The sequence below is a fragment of the Acetobacterium sp. genome (assembly GCF_041752335.1).
In the GTDB taxonomy this organism is placed as follows: domain Bacteria; phylum Bacillota; class Clostridia; order Eubacteriales; family Eubacteriaceae; genus Acetobacterium.
In genome coordinates, this window is the sequence record NZ_JBGSHG010000128.1 from 1 (window position 1) to 22,321 (window position 22,321).

A 22,321-nucleotide genomic window follows, 5' to 3' on the forward strand; every position below is an offset into this window, starting at 1 on the left:
TTCCCATAAAGCGATCACCATCCTCGTTATACATTATAATATATAACGAGGTAAAAGTAAATGCAAAATAGGCTCAAACCACTGGTTTTAATGGGTTTTTAACGAAATAGCTCGTTACACTTTTCGGGAACCTAGGTTTCAGGTCTTGATCAGTAATGATACTAATCGTTGAAAATATCAATGGCATCTTTGAAACACCAAAGAAAAACTTACCGTTAAGTATTTCACCTATCAAACTCAAAAAAATAAATTTGGCGCTTTTAGGTTTGCTCATTTTATCATAGGTTGAACTGGTTTTTTCATCAACACCTACAACTTCTGCAATGATTTTTATTCCAATGTCGTCAATAGTTATGTATGAACTAATTTCTCCCACAAACCGGATGCCGTCTGTGGTGTTGATATAGTTACCTAGATTGTCATACATTTCTGCAATAATTGATCTGTTGCTCACGGTCACTAATTTACCAATATTTCGGCTACTCATTCGAAATCACATCGCTTTCGAATATTTTGATCGCCTCATTCCCATCAATCATTTCATATTTTTCTTGTACCTCATCCTGAATATCTGGCATAAGATCATTTACAAAACGATTGAAATAGTGGATTTTATCTTCAGAATTAATAATTGTGATTCGGTTATCTTCAATTTTCTTCAAATTTTCGATATTTTCGCCTTCGCCAAAAACAATTAATCTAAAAGTTGGAACTGCAAGAGCATTTAGAATTAAACGGTTGATGTGATCATCAGCAAAACTGTACCCTAAGGTTATTAACAGACTGTTGTTGTTCATAAGAGCACCCTGCATACTCCTGAATAAGTCGGAATAAGGTGTCATTAATGTCGTTCTATCTTTCAGAGGGATGGGATAGATGAGAGTAGCGTCTTCAGGTTTAATGTGGCTATAATCCTTTTCATATATTTGGCCATCAATATTTACCCATGTGATAGAACCGTGAATTTTATATAAGTTGTAAAAGTTTGAGATTCTTTGCCAAATATCTTTATTCAGATTCATGTTTTCAACATAAGCGTAATTATAACAAAGAGGATTGAATTTACGGTTATAAGTACCAGTGAAACCATTATTATAGAAAAAACCTAGTTCATCCAAAGCTTTTTCATTATAAAGATCGTAGTTAGTAGTGAAAACATTGATCGGCGCTTTTCTCGTCTTTTTTATAGTTTTCAAATAGAAAGATTTATATGAGTTCAATACAATGTCGTTCCCTAATCCCCCAATAATGCTGGTTCTGATAAATTCTTTGACAGTATTGATTTTTTCATTTATGCGGGAATCAATATTTATGCGTTCATCCACCATTTTTGTTGCTGTCATAAAATCTAGCATTTTTTCCAAATTATGTTCAAATGTTTGTTCAGCTTTGATTTCAGCAATTGAAAAATCCGGGTTTTCTTTAAAAAAATTTTCATATAAGGAATACATTGTAGGGATAGCTAGTTCTTGTCCATCTTTAAGATGACTCGAACAACCTGAACCGATTAAAAAGTTCAAGTTTTCTATTTGCAAATACTGGGATAATTCTTTTTTGACAAAACTTATGTCAACATTTTGTTCTAAAGACCCTTTAAAGTAACGAATAGATTTTTCTTCCAAAATATTTGATCCTTTCATAGACAACATTAGTACTAAACTTAATTATAAAGCTATATGACTGAAATAGCAAATTAAGCATGCTTAGTGAGAGAAAATATAATTGAGTGGAATTCACAATAAAGTATCTGTAGCTTTTTTCAGAGCAAAAAAATATAAGTTGCTATTAAATTAAGAACGCAGTTTAAAGATTTAATTATCTTTAAGCTGCTTTTGAAAAATATTCTAGATTAAAAGTAGTGAAGTATTTAACGATTACGCAATATACAAGTTGGTTGGTCACAATAGTTTACGTGTTGATTGTACAAGTTCTGATAGAGAGAATAGTATATCAGAACTTATTTTGACTGGTTTGTTATTTAACGAATGTATAACTAAGATCATTGATATAAATGATTTTGTTATTTGTTGGATCACGCCGAATATTGAGCTCTTCCTTTGGTGGAGAACCTCCGCCGGAATTAATGTTTTTTAAAGTGAACCAGCCGGTATTACCATCATTGGAGATATTATTCGTTAAGATATCAGCAGAATATCCATCACCGCCACCGCCTTTTGTGCTATACATTAAAGACGAAATTTTTCCCGTAGTATTTCCTGAATCAGAAATGGTAATCTCATTGACAATGCTAAAAGATCCATAAGGCGTAGTATGTTTCCAGGTTCCTTTGATTCCTTTTAATAAAGTAAGTGCTTGGGGAATCTGACTTGAATCAATATAGGGGTTATTAACAACAAATGGCCGATCTGTCAGTCCCGGCGCTGGGTCTCCTTTAGACACGATTTTTATTCGAATGCCTTCCAAACGGTAGCTTAAACCTGCGGTGCCTGAGCTTTCGCCGTTTTTAGCCCAATCGAGCCATCCTAAATTTTGAGCATGAACCTGATAATAAATATCATATTTATCAGCATCAGTTCCAGTCAATTTAATCTGAATGGCTTCCAAACGATAGGAAAGTCCCTGAGTTCCACTCATGTCTCCGTTACTCTTCCAACCTCTGTTCGTTTCAGACTCCCATCCAATATTCTGTATATGAGTTTGGTATTCAACACCAAGATTTTCATAATTATTCAACTTGATCTTGATTCCTTCTAAACGCAGTGATCGGGCCGAAGTGCCGCTCATGTCTCCATTGGTTTTCCAATCCTGCCAACCGTCATTTTCAACATGAGTTTGATATGAAATGCTTTTTTCAGTGTTGGTTGAAGAAACAGTGACCTGGCAGGTTGCAGAAAGGTTGTTAACAGTCGTTGCGGTAATGTTCGTTGTTCCTGCTTTAAGGCCTTTTACATTTCCATTGGAGTCCACAGTAGCAACAGTCGGATCGCTTGAATTCCAGGAAATGGTTGTTTCGGTTGCATTGCTGGGACTGAGCGAAGCGGTGAGCTTTTCACTACCATTTACAGCCAAATTAGCAGTTTTTTTATTGAGGGTGATCGCAGTTGGATTTACTTTGACTTGACCGGGGTCTTCAGTTAAAAGAGATTGAAGCTGTGCGGTTTTAAAAAATATGACGCTTCCATTTTCATCCAAACCGAATCGCATTGTGATGGTATCCGCGGATAAAACCTGCTTGAATTCATCTAAGGTCAGTTCTAAAACACTGGTATTTGTACCTTGTTTGATCCCGCCAGTTACTGTTTTTGCGATGATATCAGCATTCGGTGAGTTAAAAAAATTATAATCACAATCATGAGTACTCACATAATTTACTGTAAATGCGACGGTATCACCGGATCGTTTGGCTGTGAGCGTATCGACTTTAAAACCATCTTTGTAATTGGTTAAAAAATCAACAGTTCCATCAAAATCAGTATTTGAAAGAGATTGAAGTTGAGCGGTTTTAAAATTAATGAAACTGATTGAATTATTGATGTTAAATAGCATCGAGATGGAATCACTCGCCAAAACACTATTAAATTCATCAACGGTTAAGGATAGTTCCGCAGTGTTTGCTCCTGCTTTGATTCCGGATTCATTGATTTTCATGATTGTATTCCCATTAGGAGGATCAAAGAAGCTATAAGCACCATCGTTTGTGCTTTCATAATTTACGGTGAAAACAATACTGTTATCAGTACGTTTGGCTGTCAGAGAATTCACCTTAAATCCGTTTTTGAAATCAGACGTATAGGTAACATTCATGCTGTTGTTTTGGGTTTCAAGATTATCGGTTGGCTTAATACTCGCGGTTCCGATGGTTTGGCTAGTGTCGGAAGGTTCCATGGCCAATACCCCTGAAGGGATCAAGGTGAACATAAGCAATAAAATGATGGTTAAACAAAGGCTGTTTTGAATTTTCGGTTTCATTTTTTTTACCTCTCTCATTATGATTTATATATCAAAGAGATCGCTTTCATGATGGATGACTGCAGATAATTCATCAGAGGCGACTTCTCACTATAGTAAGAATAAAAAGCAATATAACGACATTATATAGCAATGAAATACAAAATGCAATCTAAAATAGAGTGCAAATAATAATGCAAATATGGTGTGTATCGGCGAAGGCAATTTAAACGTACAATGTTCTCAAAAGGAATAAAGGAGGTTGCCAGAATGTTTGTCGTTAAAAAACCGGTAACCGTCAATAAAACGATACGCTTGCCGGAAGAATTGCTTAAACGAATGGAAACCATTGCCAGTCAGAAAGATATCTCCCTGAATCAATTGATTGTCCAGTGCTGTGAATATGCCTTAAATGACTTGGCTGAAGAACCGCAGACAGAATCCAGAACGGAGTCATAATGGGAACTTGTGTCAATTGACTTTCTAATCAGTGACGATTGATGAATCTTTCAAAATCAAATCGATTGAATAATCATAGTATATAAGAACCCCCTAGACAGAAATTGTCCTTCTGATTATTTGAGGCAGATTATTTTGTGAAGTAAACTCAGATCATATTTTTCTCTTTGAAACTGACAAACCGGTTTTCGGAACCAATAATAATGTGATCCAAAAGCTCAATGCCAAGGATTTTACCAGCTTCTTTAATTCGTTCAGTGATAGTGATATCTTCCTGAGAAGGTTCCGGATCACCCGATGGATGGTTGTGAAAAAGAATAATACTGGCAGCATTGGAAAGAACGGCCGTTTTGAAAACTTCCCTGGGATGAACCAGGGAGCTGTTCACTGTTCCCATGCTGACAATATTAACGGATACGGGTTGGTTCTTATTATCCAGACAGCAAACAATGACCTGCTCCCGATCTGCCTCATCAAGGAACTTCCGGCCCAGTCCGGCAGCGTCCGAAGGTGATGACAGTTTTCGGACGTCATACAGGATACTGCCCTCTTTAACCATTTTCAGGGACACGATATTAACCCGTTTAGCGGGTGTTTCTTTTAACATAAAAATAGTCCTTTCATTTTGAATAATAAAAAGCCATAATCTCGCATACGTTTGAGATTATGGCTTAATTTTTGATTGGTGAAGAATGACAGCGACAAAACAGTTTAGGCAGGGTTAGTCATCAGCTTTTTCTTCTCCCGTTCATCAATGGCTTTCAGCTCTTCAGATTTATATCCGCGGTAATCTTTCCAGGATTCCAGAACCCATTCATTTCGAACACTCGGGGTTAAAGGATGGAGAAAATGCCTGATTCCATAATCCTTAATGCAATAGACCTTGTCGAAATAGATGGATAACAAAGAGAGTACCTGTTTTTCACGCTCAGCATGCTTCTTATTGTTTTCAGCCAGTTTCCCCCAGGCAAAGATGATCTTTCCGCCTTCGTCCTTAAACGTTTTGTCACAGCTGGCTTTAATGCAGGCATCCGTTGTTTCATCCCACAATCCGACAGGATCTTTGATTTTCTTCACATCCACCCCAACCTTGGAATAGAGATTTAACAGTTCAAATGAACCAAAGCCCAATGCTTCAATGTTATTGGTAATAAGCTGGGTGGTTAAATCAGCCGATACATTGGAAAGTCCGCTTGGTGAAATGGAAATGACGGTTGCAGTCGGCAAAGACTTGTCCCATTCTTTCCTGAGATTATAGCGATGTTCACCATCATCCGAAAACAGCGATTCCGCTTTGATAACAATTTTTTCAGATTTCAATTTATTTTCCTCCAGTTATTTTTTAGTCGGTCTTTTAGGGGCTCGGACAGCTGGCTTAGTAGCCACATACAAAGCAATGGCAGCCATTGCTCCTTCAAAAAATTCAGCTGCACTAAAAGCAGCGACAGTTGTTGCAAACATAAACATTGTAAACTCCTTCATTGAATGATTGGGGTTAATCAAGGCAACCCGAAATCCTGTTTTAAATAACACTCACACCGTTAAGCAGTTCTCGTGCGCATGTACTGATCAATTCCGACAACAATACTTAAGGTGCCGAAAAACCCAACAATATACCACATAAAAAAATCCTCCTTTTCAGATTTGAATCAATTTAATACTCAGATGCCAGTAAAAATGTATGATGATCGCCATCATCGATGACAAAAATCTTAGTTGTGATGATTTGATCTTCAGGTAATACAAGAAAAACAGTTTCCTCAAAAGGCGGGATCTCCTGGGTGTGGGTTAGACACTGGAGAAAAGAACCATTGGAAGAAACCTTGTCCAGCTTAAAAACCTGGAGATAATCCATCGCTGGCAAGGTCTGCTTGGCTTTGTTCATTAAGGTAAAAATCATCTACTGCGTTTCAATGGGAATTTCAGCTTGAAATCCCCGGGTCATGTAACCGGGATTGTTAAATAGCATGGGTAAACCTCCTAAATATTTGGGATTGGGATTGTAAAGTCCGACAACAAGTTAGCTCAGATTTGATTTTGCTGATCTCTGATATTTGCAGGGGCGAGGTGTTCAGGGATGATAAAATACAAACCATAGTCACTGCCTAAAAGAACCAGACAGCAATAATAGCCGTTGATAAAATCCACAAGTTCACAAACAGCGGTGTCGAAATTGATGCCTGTCATTTGTGTAACACGGTTTAAGTCATCGGCAGTTTCGATGCCAATCACATATCCACCAAGATCCTTTATCGGATCTCGTATTGAATGATAATTTTCATCGAGTGTGGTCAGAATGTCATTGATAAAAAGCTGGACTTCGTTGGGAAGTGAACAAAATGGAGCACATGCTTCATTTAAACGATCCACCATATTGATTAGCTGGTACATAAAATACCTCCTTTTGCTATATTAATGTAGAGAAATGTCGGAACGCACAAAAGGATCGCAGAAAATAATTTAAGAATCTTTGTAAAACCTCCGCCCTATCTGCCCCTTCAAGTGTTTTAGTGAAAAATTATCCGCTTTCGTTTTGAACTTATCTACATTAAAGAAATAATATATTCTTATTGAAGCTGTTTAATTCGCTGACCCCAAGGCATGATGATCATCAAAAGATTAAATTTCCAGCTTCTCCAATAGCTCGTAGTTGAGGGCTTAGGGTGTAAGGGATACGAAAAAATTAATAAAAAAAAGCGAACTCGTTTGAATTCGCTTAAATTAAAGATTTAATTGTAATAGTCTGGTGTGGGTGACTTGTGAAAAGTAAAGTTGAAGATTGATCGCTAATAATGATGGTTCGATATTTCAAGTGAGATATTACAGATTATGACTTCTTAAATTGGGTTCGTTGCTTATTCATTATCATCAGCTGAAATTTTAAACGATAGTCAGGATAAGGTTTTTTAGGTCTAAATTGACAGGAATCACTCGTGATCCGGTTATATTTTTTTAGGTTTGTTTTTCCAACTTTTCTTACCGTTATATTAGGCAGAATCAGGTCGTATGGGATAAAGATGAGCCCGCTTTTATTATATACGTAGACATCCCGCCAATTAATCAGGCTTGTTCCATTAGGTTTTTTTGTACGATTATTCTGAGGATTTCTAACATTCAGTTTTTTTGAAAGAATATAAGCAAGCTGTGTTGCATATGTTGATTGTGAGATGTTCTGCACATAATATGCCATTGCCTGAAACAGCAAATAAGGCGGTGTTAATGAGCTGTATTCTCCAAATAGAATATCAATGGAGCTGTCTTTTTTAAACATGGCATTCTTTAATTTCTCTCTGGAGGCTAATTTTTTTTCAATATAATGATGACATTCAGATCGGAGGTCTTCAGAAAGTGCATAATATTCGCCAAAATGTGATAATGCGTAATTCGTTTGAATGGAGTCAATCTGTTCGGGATCTTCGGAAAAGAGTTGGTCTAGTTTCTCCTCAGCTTCATGATCTCCGAGATGTTCTCTGTACATTAGGTTGTCAATGTACATTTGTCGTTCTTCCGAATGCTTCTTATATAAAAAATAGTCCTGCCTTATTTCTTCAGGGCTCTTAATCGGACGATAAAAAGTATCACCATTAATTGTAACGGCAGTATATTGATATATTTCCTCACCAGATGGTGGAGTCTTTCGAAGTAAGCTATGATGCTGTTTTAAATAATTTGCATAATTTAGGCCATCTCTGTCAAAACTAATAATATTATCATAATGCTTTGCGCTCACAGCAGTTTGAGTATTGATTAAATAGTCATATAACATCAAATTGTATTCAGTCATTGTCTTCTGATTAACGGATTCTGTTGTTTCCAGGATGTCAGTATCTAATTGAATATTAGCAATAAATCCGGAATCAGTTTCTTGAATCGAGGAATAATATTGCAAATTCATCAGCTTTTTTTCTACTGAAGTTTCAAGGTTATCACTCAGAATCTCTCTGGGCAGTGTAAAAGCTAAAATTTCGTGGTCATTTGCTTCAGTACATTTTTTATTAAATTCCCTATGATACTCTTCATGTCTCTGGCGTTCAAATTCTTCAAGATAGACGGTCCAATTATCCATAGCATCTGTCAGGAATTCTTCGAATTTATCAATAACCATCTTTCGATCTTCCCGGGTTAACTGCATTTTTGTTTCCGAATGATTCATTTTCAGTTGGCCAGCAGCATCTTTTTCAAATATTTCAGTCAAACCGATAGAATCGGCATCGTTGATATCGGCGATATCAAGAAAATCGTTGAAGGAAAATTTTTTATGTTTAATTTTTTCGATTGTTGAATTAAGAAGATATTCATTTAAGCCGACTGAAGCGCCAACGTTTTGAAGGTGCTCATCAATCTGGTTAGAGATAGTTCGCTTAATTTCTTTGATTCGGTCTTCCAATTGTTTTTCAAAACATTCGAAATCCTCATAGTTTGATTTTAGTTGATCAATGTTGGGTTTAAAAGATGAATGTTCATCTCTGGTTATTAATCGATCCTCCAACTGTAAAATGACTGTTGAAAAAAATTGCTGTTTTTCCTTTGAAGTTGTTAGGTCAATGGCTCTGTTGTGATAAAAATTGCTGGAAAAATTCTTGCTCTTTTTATTTTTACTTTCTGAGAGATAGGTTGCGAGTAACAAGCCAATGATTTCAGGAAAAGCGTAGGGCTCTTGAAGACCATTCGCCAAAAAGAGTGAACGATCAACAGATAAATCTTCAAATAATTGCTTAAATAGTTTTTTATAGTTGCGTTTGCAATTTTCGTAGTCAGTCTTTTTTTTATCTTTACGGTTTAAATAATAAAGACTATAGGCATTGTCATATATTTCTTCTAGATTCATACAGATATTGGAATTCATAATTGTAGGCGCTCCTAAATACAGATAATTTAAAGTGGTTTTGAAAAAGTATATCATATCTTTTGTGACTAGGATATGAATTATAAATGAGCAACTTATTAAGAAATGTGTAAAAAATAGGGGTGACTTATTAAAAGTTTTAATATGCCATCAAGACTCAAATTATCAAAGGTGCTATTATACGAAAAGAGAAGAAATTAAAGCTTTTGGAAAGCGCGTTAATTCGGCGATATGGAGTGCACCCATAGAAGCCAAAGAAAGAGAAAACCATGAAAAAGAATAGAGATTACAGAACAAGCAAACCTAATGCAAATAATATTCCAGAATCAATCACCTATACAATCACCGATGATTTTGAAGAAGTAAAACCGCGATATACGAATGAGTCATTACCAGACGGTGTCTTAAGAGCTAAAGTTGTCGGAATGCATACGATTAAGTGCAATCAAAAAGAAGCATATGCACTTAACACTGGTTTTGTGTTCGAAATACAATCGAAAAACCAGATAATAAAAAAAGTTCAACCAGTGTTTTATCCTGGGGAAGAGGCAGTTAACTTTGCCTACATCGAAGCAGAACGTTTATCTCAACTAAACTTCCTGCTTTATGACTTGTGCCATCACCCTGAGAAACGTCTTGGTTCAGAAGGTGATGTCATTATAAAGACCGAGGAAGTTAATGGAGAAGTGATTCAATATATCGAAAAATTTATACCCGATGTTGATTTTGATGATTTGGTCATCGAGACTGAGCATAATCAGGAATAAATGGAAAAAACAAAAATAACAGAGATGGTTGGTATTGCGATTTATCCGGGATACCAACCAATAATACAATTGATTAAAGCGGTTGATATGAGATTCAAATCGGTCGTAACAATTTTTGACGTATTTAATTGGGAAAATTGCAGTTGAGACAAAACAACAGTGGCAAACAGCCGAAAAATAAAAATTAACGAGGTAAAAAAATGGAAATCATAAAATCTGCAAAAGAAATCAACTATTATTACTTTGGTTTAAACAAAGGAAATCTGTCAAACGGTCATTTTCTGGCAAACATAGTGGACGTTTTTGTAAATCCCCGCCATGACGAAACAACAAAAATTTGGCTGATTTATAAAATTTTCTTGCAAGATCGAGCAGAGTTAAAATCGCAGATGTTTTATATGTCGGGTAATCCTGATAGCATGTTCGATCGATTTTTCTATAATTTTGGAATGAATAAGAATGCTCATGCAGGTTACGCTTTTAACCAGCTGATCGGACAAACAGGTATCGTAACAATTGAAAATGATGCAAAAGGCGCAGCGTTCTCAAATATTGTCAACTTCATACCGATGGATAAGGAAGAATGGGTCAAGGAATTGAATTTATTCTACGGAGAACAGGCGGGAAATAACGATGAAGCTAATTAAAAGAACCATTGACCTGGATGAGGTTGTACAGAAGTCAGAAGATCAAAGAATTCCGGATGGAAAGTATTATGGTGAATTGAACAATATGGTTTTCGTCGAAGTAGATGGCTGTATTCATGACGTGCTTGCTGAGTTCAGTATTTTTCTTAAGCATGACCATCCCATTATCAATTATCAGATGATTCCGTTGGAAGAGTGGTTCAAATCTGAAGAGCAAAATTTGCTTGATGGCCTTCGATCTTTTGCAAGAGCAAATCATATTAGGCTAGACGAGATGGTAGGAACCATCGGCAGGATCGCGGTGGAGACCCAAAGAGAGACAAGTGGCCGAGAAATTTCCCGAGTAACAAATTATACCCCTGAATTTGATGAAGAAAATATTGTAAGTGCGTAAGCAGATAACCCGGAATAGTGAGAAGCTATTCCGGGAAAAAAAGAAACGAGGAGAAAAGAATGAAACAAGCGGAAGTAGAATATGAATTTAACCCATTGGATTTTATTGACGAAAGTCAGATGTTATGCAATCAGATGAATGGATTAAGTCTGACTGCAAAATTTAAGAAAATTGGTGTTGAAACAGAAGAAAAAGACGAAAAGTTATGCTTTACAGTAATCCCGACCAAATTTGCGGAGTATCTAAAGAAATGTATAACCGCAAAACTTCTGGAAACGGGAGACATTGTGTTGTATCTGAAGAAGCATGGCTATTATAAGCCGGCAACGGATCTGACACTTGGCAAGATCTGTATGTATCTGATGACCCAATGTGGTTATTGCTTCTGGTCAAGTGTTAATGAACGAAAGGTGATTGAGGCCTACAAACGAATAATGAATGAGATGGTAATCGCATTTGATACAGATGAGGTCATCAATTTGAAAAACGGAATTTATGATCTGAAGACGGGAAACCTCATACCGCATGATCCGAAGTATTTATGCATGGGTCAGGTCGATGCCGTTTATGATACAAAAGCAGATGCGGAGAACTTTATAAAATTTCTGAATGAAATTTGTTGTTACGATCCGGCCCTGGTGAAAGTTATTCTGGAAATAATCGGGTACTGCTTGACGAAAATTATTAAAGCGGAAAAAATGTTCTTCTTTTTGGGAGGCGGTTCCAATGGAAAATCTGTTCTTGTTAATTGCTTGACCAGTCTGGTTGGAGGTCATAATGTTGCTGCAATCAGTTTGACGGATCTATCATCAACGAGTAATAAGTTTGTATTGGAAGGGTTGATAGGAAAATATGTAAATATATCAGCTGAAAATGAGTTGCAAGGCAAACTAAACACTGAAAATTTAAAGAAGTTTGTGACTGGTGATGTCTTTGATGTCCAGAGAAAATACAAAGCTGCACTTCAAATGAGATTTCCAATCAAGCTGGTACAGGTGTTAAACAATTTGCCAGAGGTTGCCGATTTATCCTATGGATTCTGGAGACGCGTCATGGTTATTCCTTTCAATGCCAAATTTGAAGGGGCCGACATTGATATTAACATACAAGAAAAACTCGAAAGTGAATTACCGGGAATCCTGAATCTGGCACTGGAAGCGTTAAAAAATTTGGAAGCTAATGATTATAAATTCAGTTATTGTGAAGCGGTTGAAAAGGAAACGCTGAAATATGAGATGGCACAAAAACCGGCCTGGCAATTTTTCACAGAGACATATGAAGTCTGCGAAGGAAATCGCATACTAAAAACTGATTTGTATGATCAGTATAAACACTGGTCAAAGGTGGAAGGAAAAGAGCCGGTCAATGTACAGACTTTCTGGAGAACTTTAAAAACGGAATGGATGAATAAAAAAATTGCATACTCATTACCCAAAAGCAATGGGGTTCGTTATTTGTCCGGTTTCAAGGAAAAAAATGATTTTAAAACTGAGACGGGAGGAGATGGAAGCAATGTCGTTCTTAACATGCTACACGCTTGATCGAAAATCAATTAAAGATAGAAATGTTAATATTCTTAACGAAAAAATTGAAGAAAACGGCAATATTGATGACGATCGGTTTTATGGTGAACTAGTCAAATTACTGGATTGTGTTTTAAACGAAGCAGAATAAGTAGCACTGGCTAATGAAATAAAGGGGGAAAGGTCTTGAATCATGAAGACTTTTCCTCATAAAAAGCAAAAATCAGAAAACAGCGTAAACGCATATTATATATTTGAAAAAATATTTGAAATAGAGAAACAGGAGGAATAGAATATGGCAAAAAAAGGAGCAGTTAAACGGGCGGTTGGTTACGCTAGAGTATCAACGGATATGCAAAATGAATCATCGATAGATGCGCAGATTTATGGGATCAAAGAATACTGTGAAAAACATGGATACTGTCTGGCAAATACCTACATTGATTTTGGAATTTCGGGAACAACCGATCAGCGTCCGCAGTTTCAACAAATGATTGCAGACAGTAAAAAGGGTCAATTCGAAGCAGTGATGGTTCATAAAGGCGATCGCTTCGCCAGATCACGAAATTTATCATCAACTTACAAAGAGATACTTGCAAAAAATAATGTCGAATATATTTCGGTAACGGAATGTTTTGGCAGCGAACCTGAAAGTGTTTTGCTGGAAGGCTTAACGGAAGCCATGGCCGAATATTATTCACGAAATCTGGCCAGGGAAGTGCGAAAGGGACTTCTTCAAAAAGCCAGAGACTGTTTATATACTGGGGGAAACCTGCCACTTGGTTATGATGTTGATCCAGAAACGCAGAAATTTATTCTGGCCAAAAATGAAGACGAAATTAAAACCGTGCAGATGATTTTTCAAATGAAGAAAGAAAACTATGGGTTTACTGAAATTATCCGGGCTCTGGAAGAGAAGGGGCTCAATAAGTCAAAAAAAGGAAATCCATTATCCAAGTCTGCCATCAACTGGCTGCTGCATAACGAACGTTATACGGGTTTATATATTTACGACCGATTATCAGCTAAAGGTGCAAATGGAAGAAATGGTCATTTGTTTAAAAATGAAGATGAAATGATTCGAATTGAAGGCGGACTGCCGCAAATAATTGATAAACAAACGTTTGATGAGGTTCAGGAACTCATGATCAAGAACCGAAAGAGAAACGGACGCTTCCATAAGAAATATCCGGTTTTGCTCACCGGGCTTTTAGAATGTGAATGCGGGTATTCTTATTTTAACTGTTATCGTAAAGAACGACCCGGCCACAAAGCATATTCATCCTATCATTGCAGTTATAAAAGCAGTCATAAAACGGATCGATGTAATAACAAAGGGATTGAGCAAACATCTTTAGATGATGCGGTTCTGGATCTTTTATATAAGCATTTTTATGAAGACATCACCACTATTACCCAAAAACTCAATGATTACCGTCAGGAGAAAATTGACTCATTGGGTGCCGATCTTCAAACACTTAAGAAACAGATCACAGCGAATGAAATAAAAGTCAAGAACATTGTTGAAGCCATTGCCCAGGGAATGAGCAATCCTGCCATGTTTGATCGGATCGAAGAACTGGAATTGGAACGGGATCATTTGGAAAATAAACTGGATGAAGCTTCAAAGGTTGAAAATACAGCAGCGATTTCGGAAGACGAAGTCATAAGCATCCTAGAAAAAACAAAAGAACTGGTACGCACCAAAAATATCCCCGAAGTTCAGCGATTCATTCATAAATATATCCACAAAGTAGTGGTTCATAAGGATTCAGTCAAAGTCACGTTTAACGTGGCTTTTTCTTTTTGTGGAAAAAATTCGGCAACGTATCGATTCACCAAAGAACTGGGAAGAGAGGAACTGAAGGATCGGCAGTATCAGATTAGGAAGGCAGTTTAATTAATATGAGTTTAGTGTTCAAATAGAGGTATTGGGGGCGGATGGGGCAGATATTTTCAAAAAAATTATGAATTATTTTTAGGAGTGGATGATTAAAAGCAAGAAAATAATTTATAAATTGATGGCTCTGTATGCTTTTAAAATATGATTACAGAGCCAATTTACATAACTAAGTATTTTTTTTGAAACGGGTTTATTGAAAATAATTATAAGCGAATGATGAAAATTATGTCTAATTATAGAATGCAAATCAATCATAAGATGATTTTTTCGTTTGAAAATTTTGAACATGTCATTCATGATCGAAATGAATAATATAAACAGACGTCATTCGTTGCTTAAATATTAAATTAAATGACTTCATTTAATTGCCATGGGTGTAATTGATGAATCTTTATGCTATAATTTAAATTATAAATGAAGGATAATTTATCATTATCTTAAATTTCTGATACAAATAACTCTAAGCATAATTAAATAAAATGGAATTTTAACTATTTTACGATTTAGAAAGGTAATTGTTATGGAGCAAATAGATTTATTGCTTATAAATCCTCCTTTTCATTTGAGAAATGGAGGTGGCAATTTTTTTCCACTGGGTTTAGGTTATCTGATGGCGGCGGCGGAAAGAAATTGTGATTTTAGTTATAAAGTAATAGATTGCTCAAAGTATATTACTTCTTTTTACTCCGATGATTTAGAATTTTTAAAAATTCAGTTATGTAAAGAACTTCAAAGTTATTCTCCATTAGCGGTTGGTATTGGGCCATGTATTACTACTCAAGTAAGAGCATTGAAGATTATTGCGGATTGTTGTAAAGAAATTTTTAGTTCTAGCATTATTTTTGCAGGTGGGCCTTTAGCTTCCATTGATGACCAAGAATGGTTTTTTTACGAGTATTTAGGGATAGAGAATATTATTAAAGGAGATGGAGAAGTAGCAATAATTGAAGCGCTCTCTTGTGTAATGCAGGGTAAAGAACTTTCTTGTTGTGATAAAGTGACAACAAAAGACCATAAATTTATCAACAAAATACCTAATATTAACTCAATTGCTTTTCCAACAAGATTACCTTTGATGGATGGAAAAGCTTCAATTAGAAGATCTGCTGAAACAGAATTAACTAGAACCGCTTCAATGATAACGTCAAGAGGTTGTGTATATCAATGTAATTATTGTGTTTCTGGAAATATTTCATATAAAGAATTTAGGAAAAGAAGTTATGAGAATATTGCAGAAGAAATGTTGCAAATTAATAAAGAGTATGGAGTAAACGATGTTATATTTTATGATGATTGTTTTTTTCATAATCCACAAACTGCAAATAAGGATATATATTTATTCTGTAGATTATTACTAGAAAGAAAAATCAATATGAAATGGCAAATGGAGATACGGCCTGATTTACTTATGGAGCTTAATAATGAATCCATTTTACTGTTAGAAAAAAGTGGGTGTAGACAAATTAATATTGGAATTGAAAAAACAAGTATTGAAGGATTAAATTTTTTAGGAAAGAAAATCTCTTTATATGGATTAGCTGAAAATATTACTCAAGTAAAAAAAGTTTCGAATATTCATATCTCTGGTACATTTATTTTAGGGGGAGGGGATGAGAATGTAAGTGACATAATGAAAATAATTGATGATTCAACAAATTTGAATCTAGATTTTGCACATTATAATCCACTTTTTGTTTATCCAGGAACACCTATTTACAACATGGTTTTTTCAAATAAGGAAGATTGGGTCTCATATATTTTGGAGGACTCTTTGCCTTGGGGTGAGGTAGTATATGAAAATAAGTATGTGAATAAAGATGAACTACTTGAACTCGTTGAACATGCATACAATAAATTCTATGCCAAATCAAAGTATAGAAAGAGTCAAATGGTTTCAGATCGATTTAATTTGAAACGGGGTAAATATTGTGAAAATGTTTGATAGGCTTTATAAAGAGTTAAAATTTCCGACTGTCATAAATGAATTACTAGACTGCCCTGGACTTTTGCGTTTGCGTGATGTTAGAATGGCTAATAATCAATTTGTAGCATTTCCTTCTTTTGCTACTGTTACAAGATATGAACATTCATTGGGAGTGTGCTTTTTAGCGGGAATATGTGCCGATACATTAAAATTAGACGAAAAAGATACTATTGAACTCATGATTGCTTGTCTCTATCACGACGTAGGAACGCCACCCTTTGCCCATGCAATGGAAGAAGTCTTACAAGTTAAATTTGGATTTGATCACGAAATTAATTTAAAAAACCTTATAATGGGTACCACTGGGGAGTTTGATGGAGATATGGCCCAAATTTACCAGGGGGAGGGTCTCAAAATAAAAAGTGTGTGCCAAAGTAAAAGAGTTCGAGATCTTGGAATAGATATTCATCGTATTGCAAAGCTGGCGGCAGGAGATCGGAGCGAATATCTATCACCTCTAATTAATGGAAGCGGGATAGATTTGGATAATATTGACAATATTTTCAGAGCATCTTCTGCAATGGGGATTATACCAACAGATGGGGGAGATATAGCAATTTCTCTAGCTAAATCATTTATAATCGACGGCGGAAAAATTAAGTATAATGGACTCTATCTTTCAGAGATAAATGAATGGAGAAGAGTTAGAGATATACAATATACTGCAATATTTGAAAGTGTAGAAGATTTTTCTTATCAAACAATGATTAAAAAAGCTATTCTTATGCTTCTGGAAGATGATGACCAAACACAAAAACTGAATATCAACTCTTGGAAATTAACAGATTCAAGTATCACGCATGAGTATTTGTTGGAACATGCAAAAAGTAGAGATATTATTAGGAGAGTGTTGTTATGTAGGCCGTTTACATGTCTCGGGATTCTCTATATTCAAGGTGAATGTGTCGCTCAGTATTTAAATAGTCATTTGCAAGAAATTGAGGATGAGGTCAGCAATTATTTTGTTTCAACATTAGGAATAACAGCCAAAAAAATAGCATCAATAAATACAAATGTGGTAGTCGCAAATTTTTTTCCTGATAAAAGAAAACGTCAGTTTAAAGATAAAGCTGTGCTATGGGGAAAAGAAGTTAAAATAGACTCTTCTGTAGAAGTTGTGCAAGGTGCTTTGTTAGGTTTATTTACTCCTTTTAGTAATTCGAATTTTAAATCAATTCAAAAGAATAATACGTTTGAACGCAAAATCGTTTCATTCAGAAAAAATAATCTTGAAGACATAATTAATATATTATCAAAAGGCATTCTTGCAAAATTTGAGATTTCTCGCTATGGAGGTGAAGACAATAGAAAATCTTATACAGACACTGAATCAAGTCAATTGGGATTTTTCTGATTATAACAGTGCAAAATATCCACTTGATATTAACTCAATTCCTTGGTATCCAGCAACTTTTCCAACTCCAATTCCTAAGTTTCTTATTGGGTTGTTATCTGAAGTCGGTGATATTGTACTTGATCCATTTGGTGGTAAGGGTACAACGGCTGTTGAAGCGATAAAGCTTAACCGACGTTTTTATTATAATGATTTAAACCCTTTTGCAGTTGACATTACGAAGGCAATTTTGCAGGCTATTAAAAGTTGTAATCTTGAGAGAGCTGCAATTGAGCAAATAATTAATTCAGATAAAAAGACTTGCGTTTGTAGTCCTCGAACTTGTATAGAAAACGAGTATGAAGGAAAAGAAGAAGAAAAAGTGATGGCCAATTGTCCCGAATATATATTTAATGATTTGAAAGATTTGGGAATAGATAAGGATGTTGTATTTTGGTATCACATTGACACATTAATAGAATTGATTAGTCTATTTAAACAAATGCTGAGGGAAAATTCTGATTCTGATGGTTGCATGATTAGAAAGTTTGCGTTTGTTTCGATATTGAAACAAATGTGCTCTCAACGGGGACATTTTACTTATGTTACTGATAATTGCCGTCCGAAAAAGCTTGTTTATTATAATGCTATTTCTGCTTATTTTTCTATACTTGAACGAATAAATCTATCTTCTTTAGATCTTATCAAACAATTCAGTACAATTAATGAAACTGGTGATCTCACCTCTTTAATTGCTGATTCGGTGATACAATCGGGTGATGCGCGCAGACTTAGTTATGTTAATGACAATAGTATCGATTTTGTATTAACTTCGCCACCATATTTATGTGCCCAAGATTATGTGAAAACTATGAGATTAACAAATCTATTCTTTCCAGATAAGATATTTGGGGAACGAGCTCCCAATGAGATAGGATCAAGAAGTAAAAGACATAGTAATGCGGAAGTGGTTGTAACAAATTTCTATTCCGATATGGACAAAGTATTTTCTGAAATAGAACGAGTTCTTAAACCAGAAAAGTATTTTTGCCTTATAATCGGTCAAGGTAAAGGTAAAATTACTGAATCTTATGACACTATTGATGATCTAACAAAATTAGTCATAAATAAGTATGGTTTTTCGAAAATATTCTATACCGAACGCAAAATAGGATATAAAACAGTTAGAGTAGGCGGTGTGGATAATGAAACCGTCATTGTTTTCCGAAAGAACTAGGGTGGGAGGAATAAAAGTATGTCAAAACCGTGGGTGGTTAGTTTATTGTCTACAGATTATGATTTAAAAGAGTATCGAGAATCGGTGATTTCTGAGCTTAAAAAACATGATATAGTATTATCTGCATTTGAATTACCAGATTTTCCAGTAGAACCCACAGAGCATTCTCATGATAGTTGTCTAATTGCACTAGATCGGTCAGATATTGCTCTTTTGATAATTGATAAGCGGTATGGAGGCATTTATTATGATTCAAAGGATGTTTCAATAACTGAAACAGAGTATCTGGCGGCGGTAAACAAGGGGAAACCAGCTTTAGTTTTTGTTGCAAAAAAAACTTGGGATGAGCGATATAAATATAATAAGAATTACAAGAAATCAAAAAAAAGCAAAGAGGATTTTGATAAAGAATATAAGTGTAATTACGTTCAAAACACGAAGGTCATTCAATTTGTTGATAATGTGCAATTGTCGTATGAGAAAAATGGTTGTAGTAATTGGATAAATTTCTTTACGGATATACCAGATCTTCTAGAAAAAATCCAAGGAAAACTAAAAGGATTGTCAAGATTCTATGCCCAAAAGATTGTTGAGTCACAAATAAAAGATTTGTCCTGTAGGCATACTTCCACAAGTCTTTCAATGTCCTTAGGTGATGTGTTTAAAAGAGGATACTACATTGAACCTGCTTATATAATAGATTCAGGTGAGTTGCTTTTAGAAAATGAGCCTTTGGATGATAGGATTGTTGAAACGATGAATAATTTTTCATCTATATTAGTATATGGTGAAGCAGGATATGGCAAAACTACTTTGCTAGCAAAGAGTTTTATATCACACGCAGAGAAGTATATTGAGAAAAAAACATATAAAATTCCATTTTATCTTTGGCTGAAAAAGAAAAATAGTTCATATCATTTTAATTATATTAAATATATTGATGAATGTTTTGAAGAAAATTTGAAGAAAAGTCCTTATCCTTTTATGGACATTGACAACTTGGAACCATACTTCTATTTAGATGGATTTGATGAAATTGCAGAAAAGCTATCTGAGAAAGAAGTTTGCGAAATAGGTTATTCAGAGGTGTTTAAATATCCGATACTATTAACGTGTCGCTTTCAATATGCTTTAAGATATTTAAATTACTCAAATTTTGCAGATAAATTTAACTCTCGGATAAAAGTTGAAACTTGGAATGAGGATAAAGCAAAAGACTATATAAAAAACTTTTGTCTAGCTCGAAAAAAGGATACTGCCTATTATGACAGAATAAACTCACTTTTAGAAAGTAATCAAGAATTGTACGGAATTTTAAATAATCCATTATTGATTACAATGCTATTATGGATAATCGAACAAAGAAGGATGTATATTCCAGAGATGATAAGAAGTAGTATTGATTTATTTTCTGAATGTATAACAGAGTTGGCAAAACGAGAACTTAATCGGCCAGGTACGGAGAACCTTTCTAAAGATAATATTGTGTTGATTTGGTCATATGCTGCTTGGATATTTTACAAGAACAAAATGTTTAAAACCAAAACAAAAATGAGTGATTTGCTTGAAGAGTTGCATAACCATGTATTAAAAGATTTAGGAAATGGATATAATGAATGTCTTTTTGAGATTTTATTTGATACAAATGGAGATATAATATTTGGAACTTTTCATGAACAGTTTTTAGAGTTTTTAGTTGCTAATTTGCTACTCGTTTCATGTTTAGAAAATAAATATCCGTACCCAGAATATTTAAAATACGTAATGCGACCTGAAATTAATAGATACTTTAGAGCAATATGGATAGAAAGTATGAGCGAAAAAAAAGCTAAAGTAATTGAGAACTTGCAGCAACAGTTTTATTGCTGTTTGGGTGATAATAAAAATGAAAATGTGTCAATGAGAGTTAATGCTATTTACCATATTTCTCGTTTTAAATTTGACAACCAGAACGAAATAATAAATAGGGCATTTAGTATTGAAAAACATATTTCTGTTAGATTATCGTTATTTTTTGGCGCAATAAAAATGGGACGATTAGACGATGAAAAGGAATTTTTTAATTTGTTGACAACGTCAGAAGAATACAATATGTCTAATAGAGGATACCATTTAACTTATTACTCTGATATGATTATAGGCGATAGTTTACCTTTTATAGATGATGAAAAAGTAGGTTGGATCGGAACTCTAAGGGCATTTCAGCGACACTTTGAAAGTAATAAAATTGAACATTATTACTTGCGCAGAATTGATTTAGTAACGATGCTTCATCTGATTAAATCTCGAAATTCAATGGAACCATTAACTCAAGATTTGTTGGATCATTTTTCAAAATTAACTTACAATCCCCCATTTTCAGATAACATAGAGTTTCAAACAGGTATTGAGGAAGCTTTTGAAAACGTAAAAGAGCAGTGTGAATACCTTAATAAGTAGAATGATGCTTTTACCTTGGCTTTTATGGAAGTTAAAAATATTTTAGGGTGCATGAAAAGGGTGAAGAAAAATATTATGTTCAATTGAAGTAAAATTAAATATATATCATGAAATAGATATATAACGTATGAAACAATTATATTTGGAAAAGTAATGTGATTTCGAAAAGCTGCGTTAAGTATGACCTTCTCCGCCACCATGAACTACGCATCAACATTGATGTTAGATAGAACCTGTTACGTAAGTAGCAGGTTTTTTTGTGTTTTTTTTAAAGTGAGAAGAATAACCTTAATTATTTTGAATTTCTGATACAATTATTCTTAATGCTAATAAAATTGATCATAGCTCATCAAGATGGTAATTAAAAATTGAAATACATCAAGGAGTAGTAAAATGGCTGAAATTAAATTATTCTCTGAACAAAATGGTGTTTCTGAGCTTCCTTCCACCGCTGTTACTTTAAAGAATGAGCTTCAAACACTTATTGAAAAAATATGCTAGCTTTCTTCGGCGTAACCTTTTTTAAAAGTGAGTTTCAAATAACGAATAGACAGATCGACAGCTTAGGAATTGATGAGAATGATGGTCCTGTTATTTTTGAGTATAAGCGCAGTGTTAATGAAGATGTTATTAATCAAGGGTTATTTTATCTTGACTGGTTGTTAGAACATATTGTAGATTTTAAATTACTGGTCATGAAAATCATGCAGATTCAGCACTCGATCAATAATTATCCAAGGAATGTGTTTGGTAAAATATTAGTTAAGCAAAAGGTCTCCAAAAAGTTGTGCACCCATTAAGGTGGTTTCGAAGCAAAGAGCCATTGTCAATACCGATCAAATGCGTTACCTTTAAAGATGTCCAGTCTCTAAGAAAGGTA

General features: G+C 34.7%; 20 protein-coding genes. 11 read left to right on the forward strand and 9 right to left on the reverse strand.

The genetic code is table 11. From position 1 onward, the window contains the following. Positions 1–73 precede the first annotated feature (73 nt). The 3 genes from ACEW8F_RS15995 to ACEW8F_RS16005 all read right to left on the reverse strand — a co-directional run bounded on the left by ACEW8F_RS15995 (position 74) and on the right by ACEW8F_RS16005 (position 3,930). Positions 74–487: a hypothetical protein gene (locus tag ACEW8F_RS15995; protein ID WP_373484466.1), complete on the reverse strand. Its 414-nt coding sequence runs from the start codon at positions 485–487 to the stop codon at positions 74–76. Continuing rightward, positions 480–1,622 carry an SIR2 family protein gene (locus ACEW8F_RS16000; RefSeq protein ID WP_373484467.1) on the reverse strand — a complete coding sequence of 381 codons (1,143 nt, stop codon included), beginning with the start codon at positions 1,620–1,622 and terminating at the stop codon, positions 480–482. The genes ACEW8F_RS15995 and ACEW8F_RS16000 overlap by 8 nt, the downstream gene beginning before the upstream one ends. Before the next feature lie 352 nt (positions 1,623–1,974). Next, on the reverse strand, positions 1,975–3,930 hold the full coding sequence (locus ACEW8F_RS16005) for an Ig-like domain-containing protein (protein WP_373484468.1): 1,956 nt from the start codon (positions 3,928–3,930) through the stop codon (positions 1,975–1,977). Between the two features lie 249 nt (positions 3,931–4,179). On the opposite strand from ACEW8F_RS16005, the gene ACEW8F_RS16010 reads away from it, so the two are divergent. Then, the gene (locus ACEW8F_RS16010) at positions 4,180–4,368 is read left to right on the forward strand and encodes a toxin-antitoxin system HicB family antitoxin (protein WP_373484469.1); all 189 of its coding nucleotides are present in this window, start codon (positions 4,180–4,182) and stop codon (positions 4,366–4,368) included. Between the two features lie 148 nt (positions 4,369–4,516). Here the strand turns inward: ACEW8F_RS16010 and ACEW8F_RS16015 are convergent, their stop codons facing one another. The 6 genes from ACEW8F_RS16015 to ACEW8F_RS16040 all read right to left on the reverse strand — a co-directional run bounded on the left by ACEW8F_RS16015 (position 4,517) and on the right by ACEW8F_RS16040 (position 9,214). Continuing rightward, positions 4,517–4,975 (reverse strand): RadC family protein, encoded by a 459-nt coding sequence (locus tag ACEW8F_RS16015; RefSeq protein WP_373484470.1) that lies wholly within the window; start codon positions 4,973–4,975, stop codon positions 4,517–4,519. A gap of 104 nt (positions 4,976–5,079) precedes the next feature. Beyond that, positions 5,080–5,688 carry a DUF1643 domain-containing protein gene (locus tag ACEW8F_RS16020; protein ID WP_373484471.1) on the reverse strand — a complete coding sequence of 203 codons (609 nt, stop codon included), beginning with the start codon at positions 5,686–5,688 and terminating at the stop codon, positions 5,080–5,082. A 15-nt stretch (positions 5,689–5,703) separates the two neighbouring features. After that, entirely contained in the window at positions 5,704–5,835 is a 132-nt protein-coding gene (locus tag ACEW8F_RS16025; RefSeq protein WP_373484472.1) for a hypothetical protein, read from the reverse strand. A 187-nt stretch (positions 5,836–6,022) separates the two neighbouring features. Then, complete coding sequence (locus ACEW8F_RS16030; RefSeq protein ID WP_373484473.1) at positions 6,023–6,268, reverse strand: DUF960 family protein; 246 nt, start codon at positions 6,266–6,268, stop codon at positions 6,023–6,025. Between the two features lie 125 nt (positions 6,269–6,393). After that, positions 6,394–6,759: a hypothetical protein gene (locus ACEW8F_RS16035; protein ID WP_373484474.1), complete on the reverse strand. Its 366-nt coding sequence runs from the start codon at positions 6,757–6,759 to the stop codon at positions 6,394–6,396. Positions 6,760–7,195: 436 nt separating this feature from the next. Then, positions 7,196–9,214, reverse strand: a complete 2,019-nt coding sequence (locus ACEW8F_RS16040; protein ID WP_373484475.1) for a hypothetical protein — start codon at positions 9,212–9,214, stop codon at positions 7,196–7,198. 269 nt (positions 9,215–9,483) lie between these two features. On the opposite strand from ACEW8F_RS16040, the gene ACEW8F_RS16045 reads away from it, so the two are divergent. The 10 genes from ACEW8F_RS16045 to ACEW8F_RS16090 all read left to right on the forward strand — a co-directional run bounded on the left by ACEW8F_RS16045 (position 9,484) and on the right by ACEW8F_RS16090 (position 21,441). Further along, positions 9,484–9,981 (forward strand): hypothetical protein, encoded by a 498-nt coding sequence (locus ACEW8F_RS16045; RefSeq protein WP_373484476.1) that lies wholly within the window; start codon positions 9,484–9,486, stop codon positions 9,979–9,981. Between the two features lie 200 nt (positions 9,982–10,181). Continuing rightward, positions 10,182–10,628 (forward strand): hypothetical protein, encoded by a 447-nt coding sequence (locus ACEW8F_RS16050; RefSeq protein ID WP_373484477.1) that lies wholly within the window; start codon positions 10,182–10,184, stop codon positions 10,626–10,628. After that, the gene (locus ACEW8F_RS16055; protein WP_373484478.1) at positions 10,615–11,022 is read left to right on the forward strand and encodes a hypothetical protein; all 408 of its coding nucleotides are present in this window, start codon (positions 10,615–10,617) and stop codon (positions 11,020–11,022) included. The genes ACEW8F_RS16050 and ACEW8F_RS16055 overlap by 14 nt, the downstream gene beginning before the upstream one ends. A 59-nt stretch (positions 11,023–11,081) precedes the next feature. After that, positions 11,082–12,563, forward strand: a complete 1,482-nt coding sequence (locus tag ACEW8F_RS16060; RefSeq protein ID WP_373484479.1) for a phage/plasmid primase, P4 family — start codon at positions 11,082–11,084, stop codon at positions 12,561–12,563. Continuing rightward, entirely contained in the window at positions 12,535–12,696 is a 162-nt protein-coding gene (locus ACEW8F_RS16065) for a hypothetical protein (protein ID WP_373484480.1), read from the forward strand. The genes ACEW8F_RS16060 and ACEW8F_RS16065 overlap by 29 nt, the downstream gene beginning before the upstream one ends. A 144-nt stretch (positions 12,697–12,840) precedes the next feature. Next, positions 12,841–14,445: a recombinase family protein gene (locus tag ACEW8F_RS16070; RefSeq protein ID WP_373484481.1), complete on the forward strand. Its 1,605-nt coding sequence runs from the start codon at positions 12,841–12,843 to the stop codon at positions 14,443–14,445. Positions 14,446–14,968: 523 nt separating this feature from the next. Then, entirely contained in the window at positions 14,969–16,390 is a 1,422-nt protein-coding gene (locus tag ACEW8F_RS16075) for a radical SAM protein (protein ID WP_373484482.1), read from the forward strand. Further along, complete coding sequence (locus ACEW8F_RS16080) at positions 16,383–17,786, forward strand: HD domain-containing protein (protein WP_373484485.1); 1,404 nt, start codon at positions 16,383–16,385, stop codon at positions 17,784–17,786. The genes ACEW8F_RS16075 and ACEW8F_RS16080 overlap by 8 nt, the downstream gene beginning before the upstream one ends. Continuing rightward, on the forward strand, positions 17,722–19,002 hold the full coding sequence (locus ACEW8F_RS16085) for a DNA methyltransferase (protein WP_373484483.1): 1,281 nt from the start codon (positions 17,722–17,724) through the stop codon (positions 19,000–19,002). Before ACEW8F_RS16080 ends, ACEW8F_RS16085 begins: the two co-directional genes overlap by 65 nt. Before the next feature lie 18 nt (positions 19,003–19,020). Next, on the forward strand, positions 19,021–21,441 hold the full coding sequence (locus tag ACEW8F_RS16090) for a DUF4062 domain-containing protein (RefSeq protein WP_373484484.1): 2,421 nt from the start codon (positions 19,021–19,023) through the stop codon (positions 21,439–21,441). Positions 21,442–22,321 lie beyond the last annotated feature (880 nt).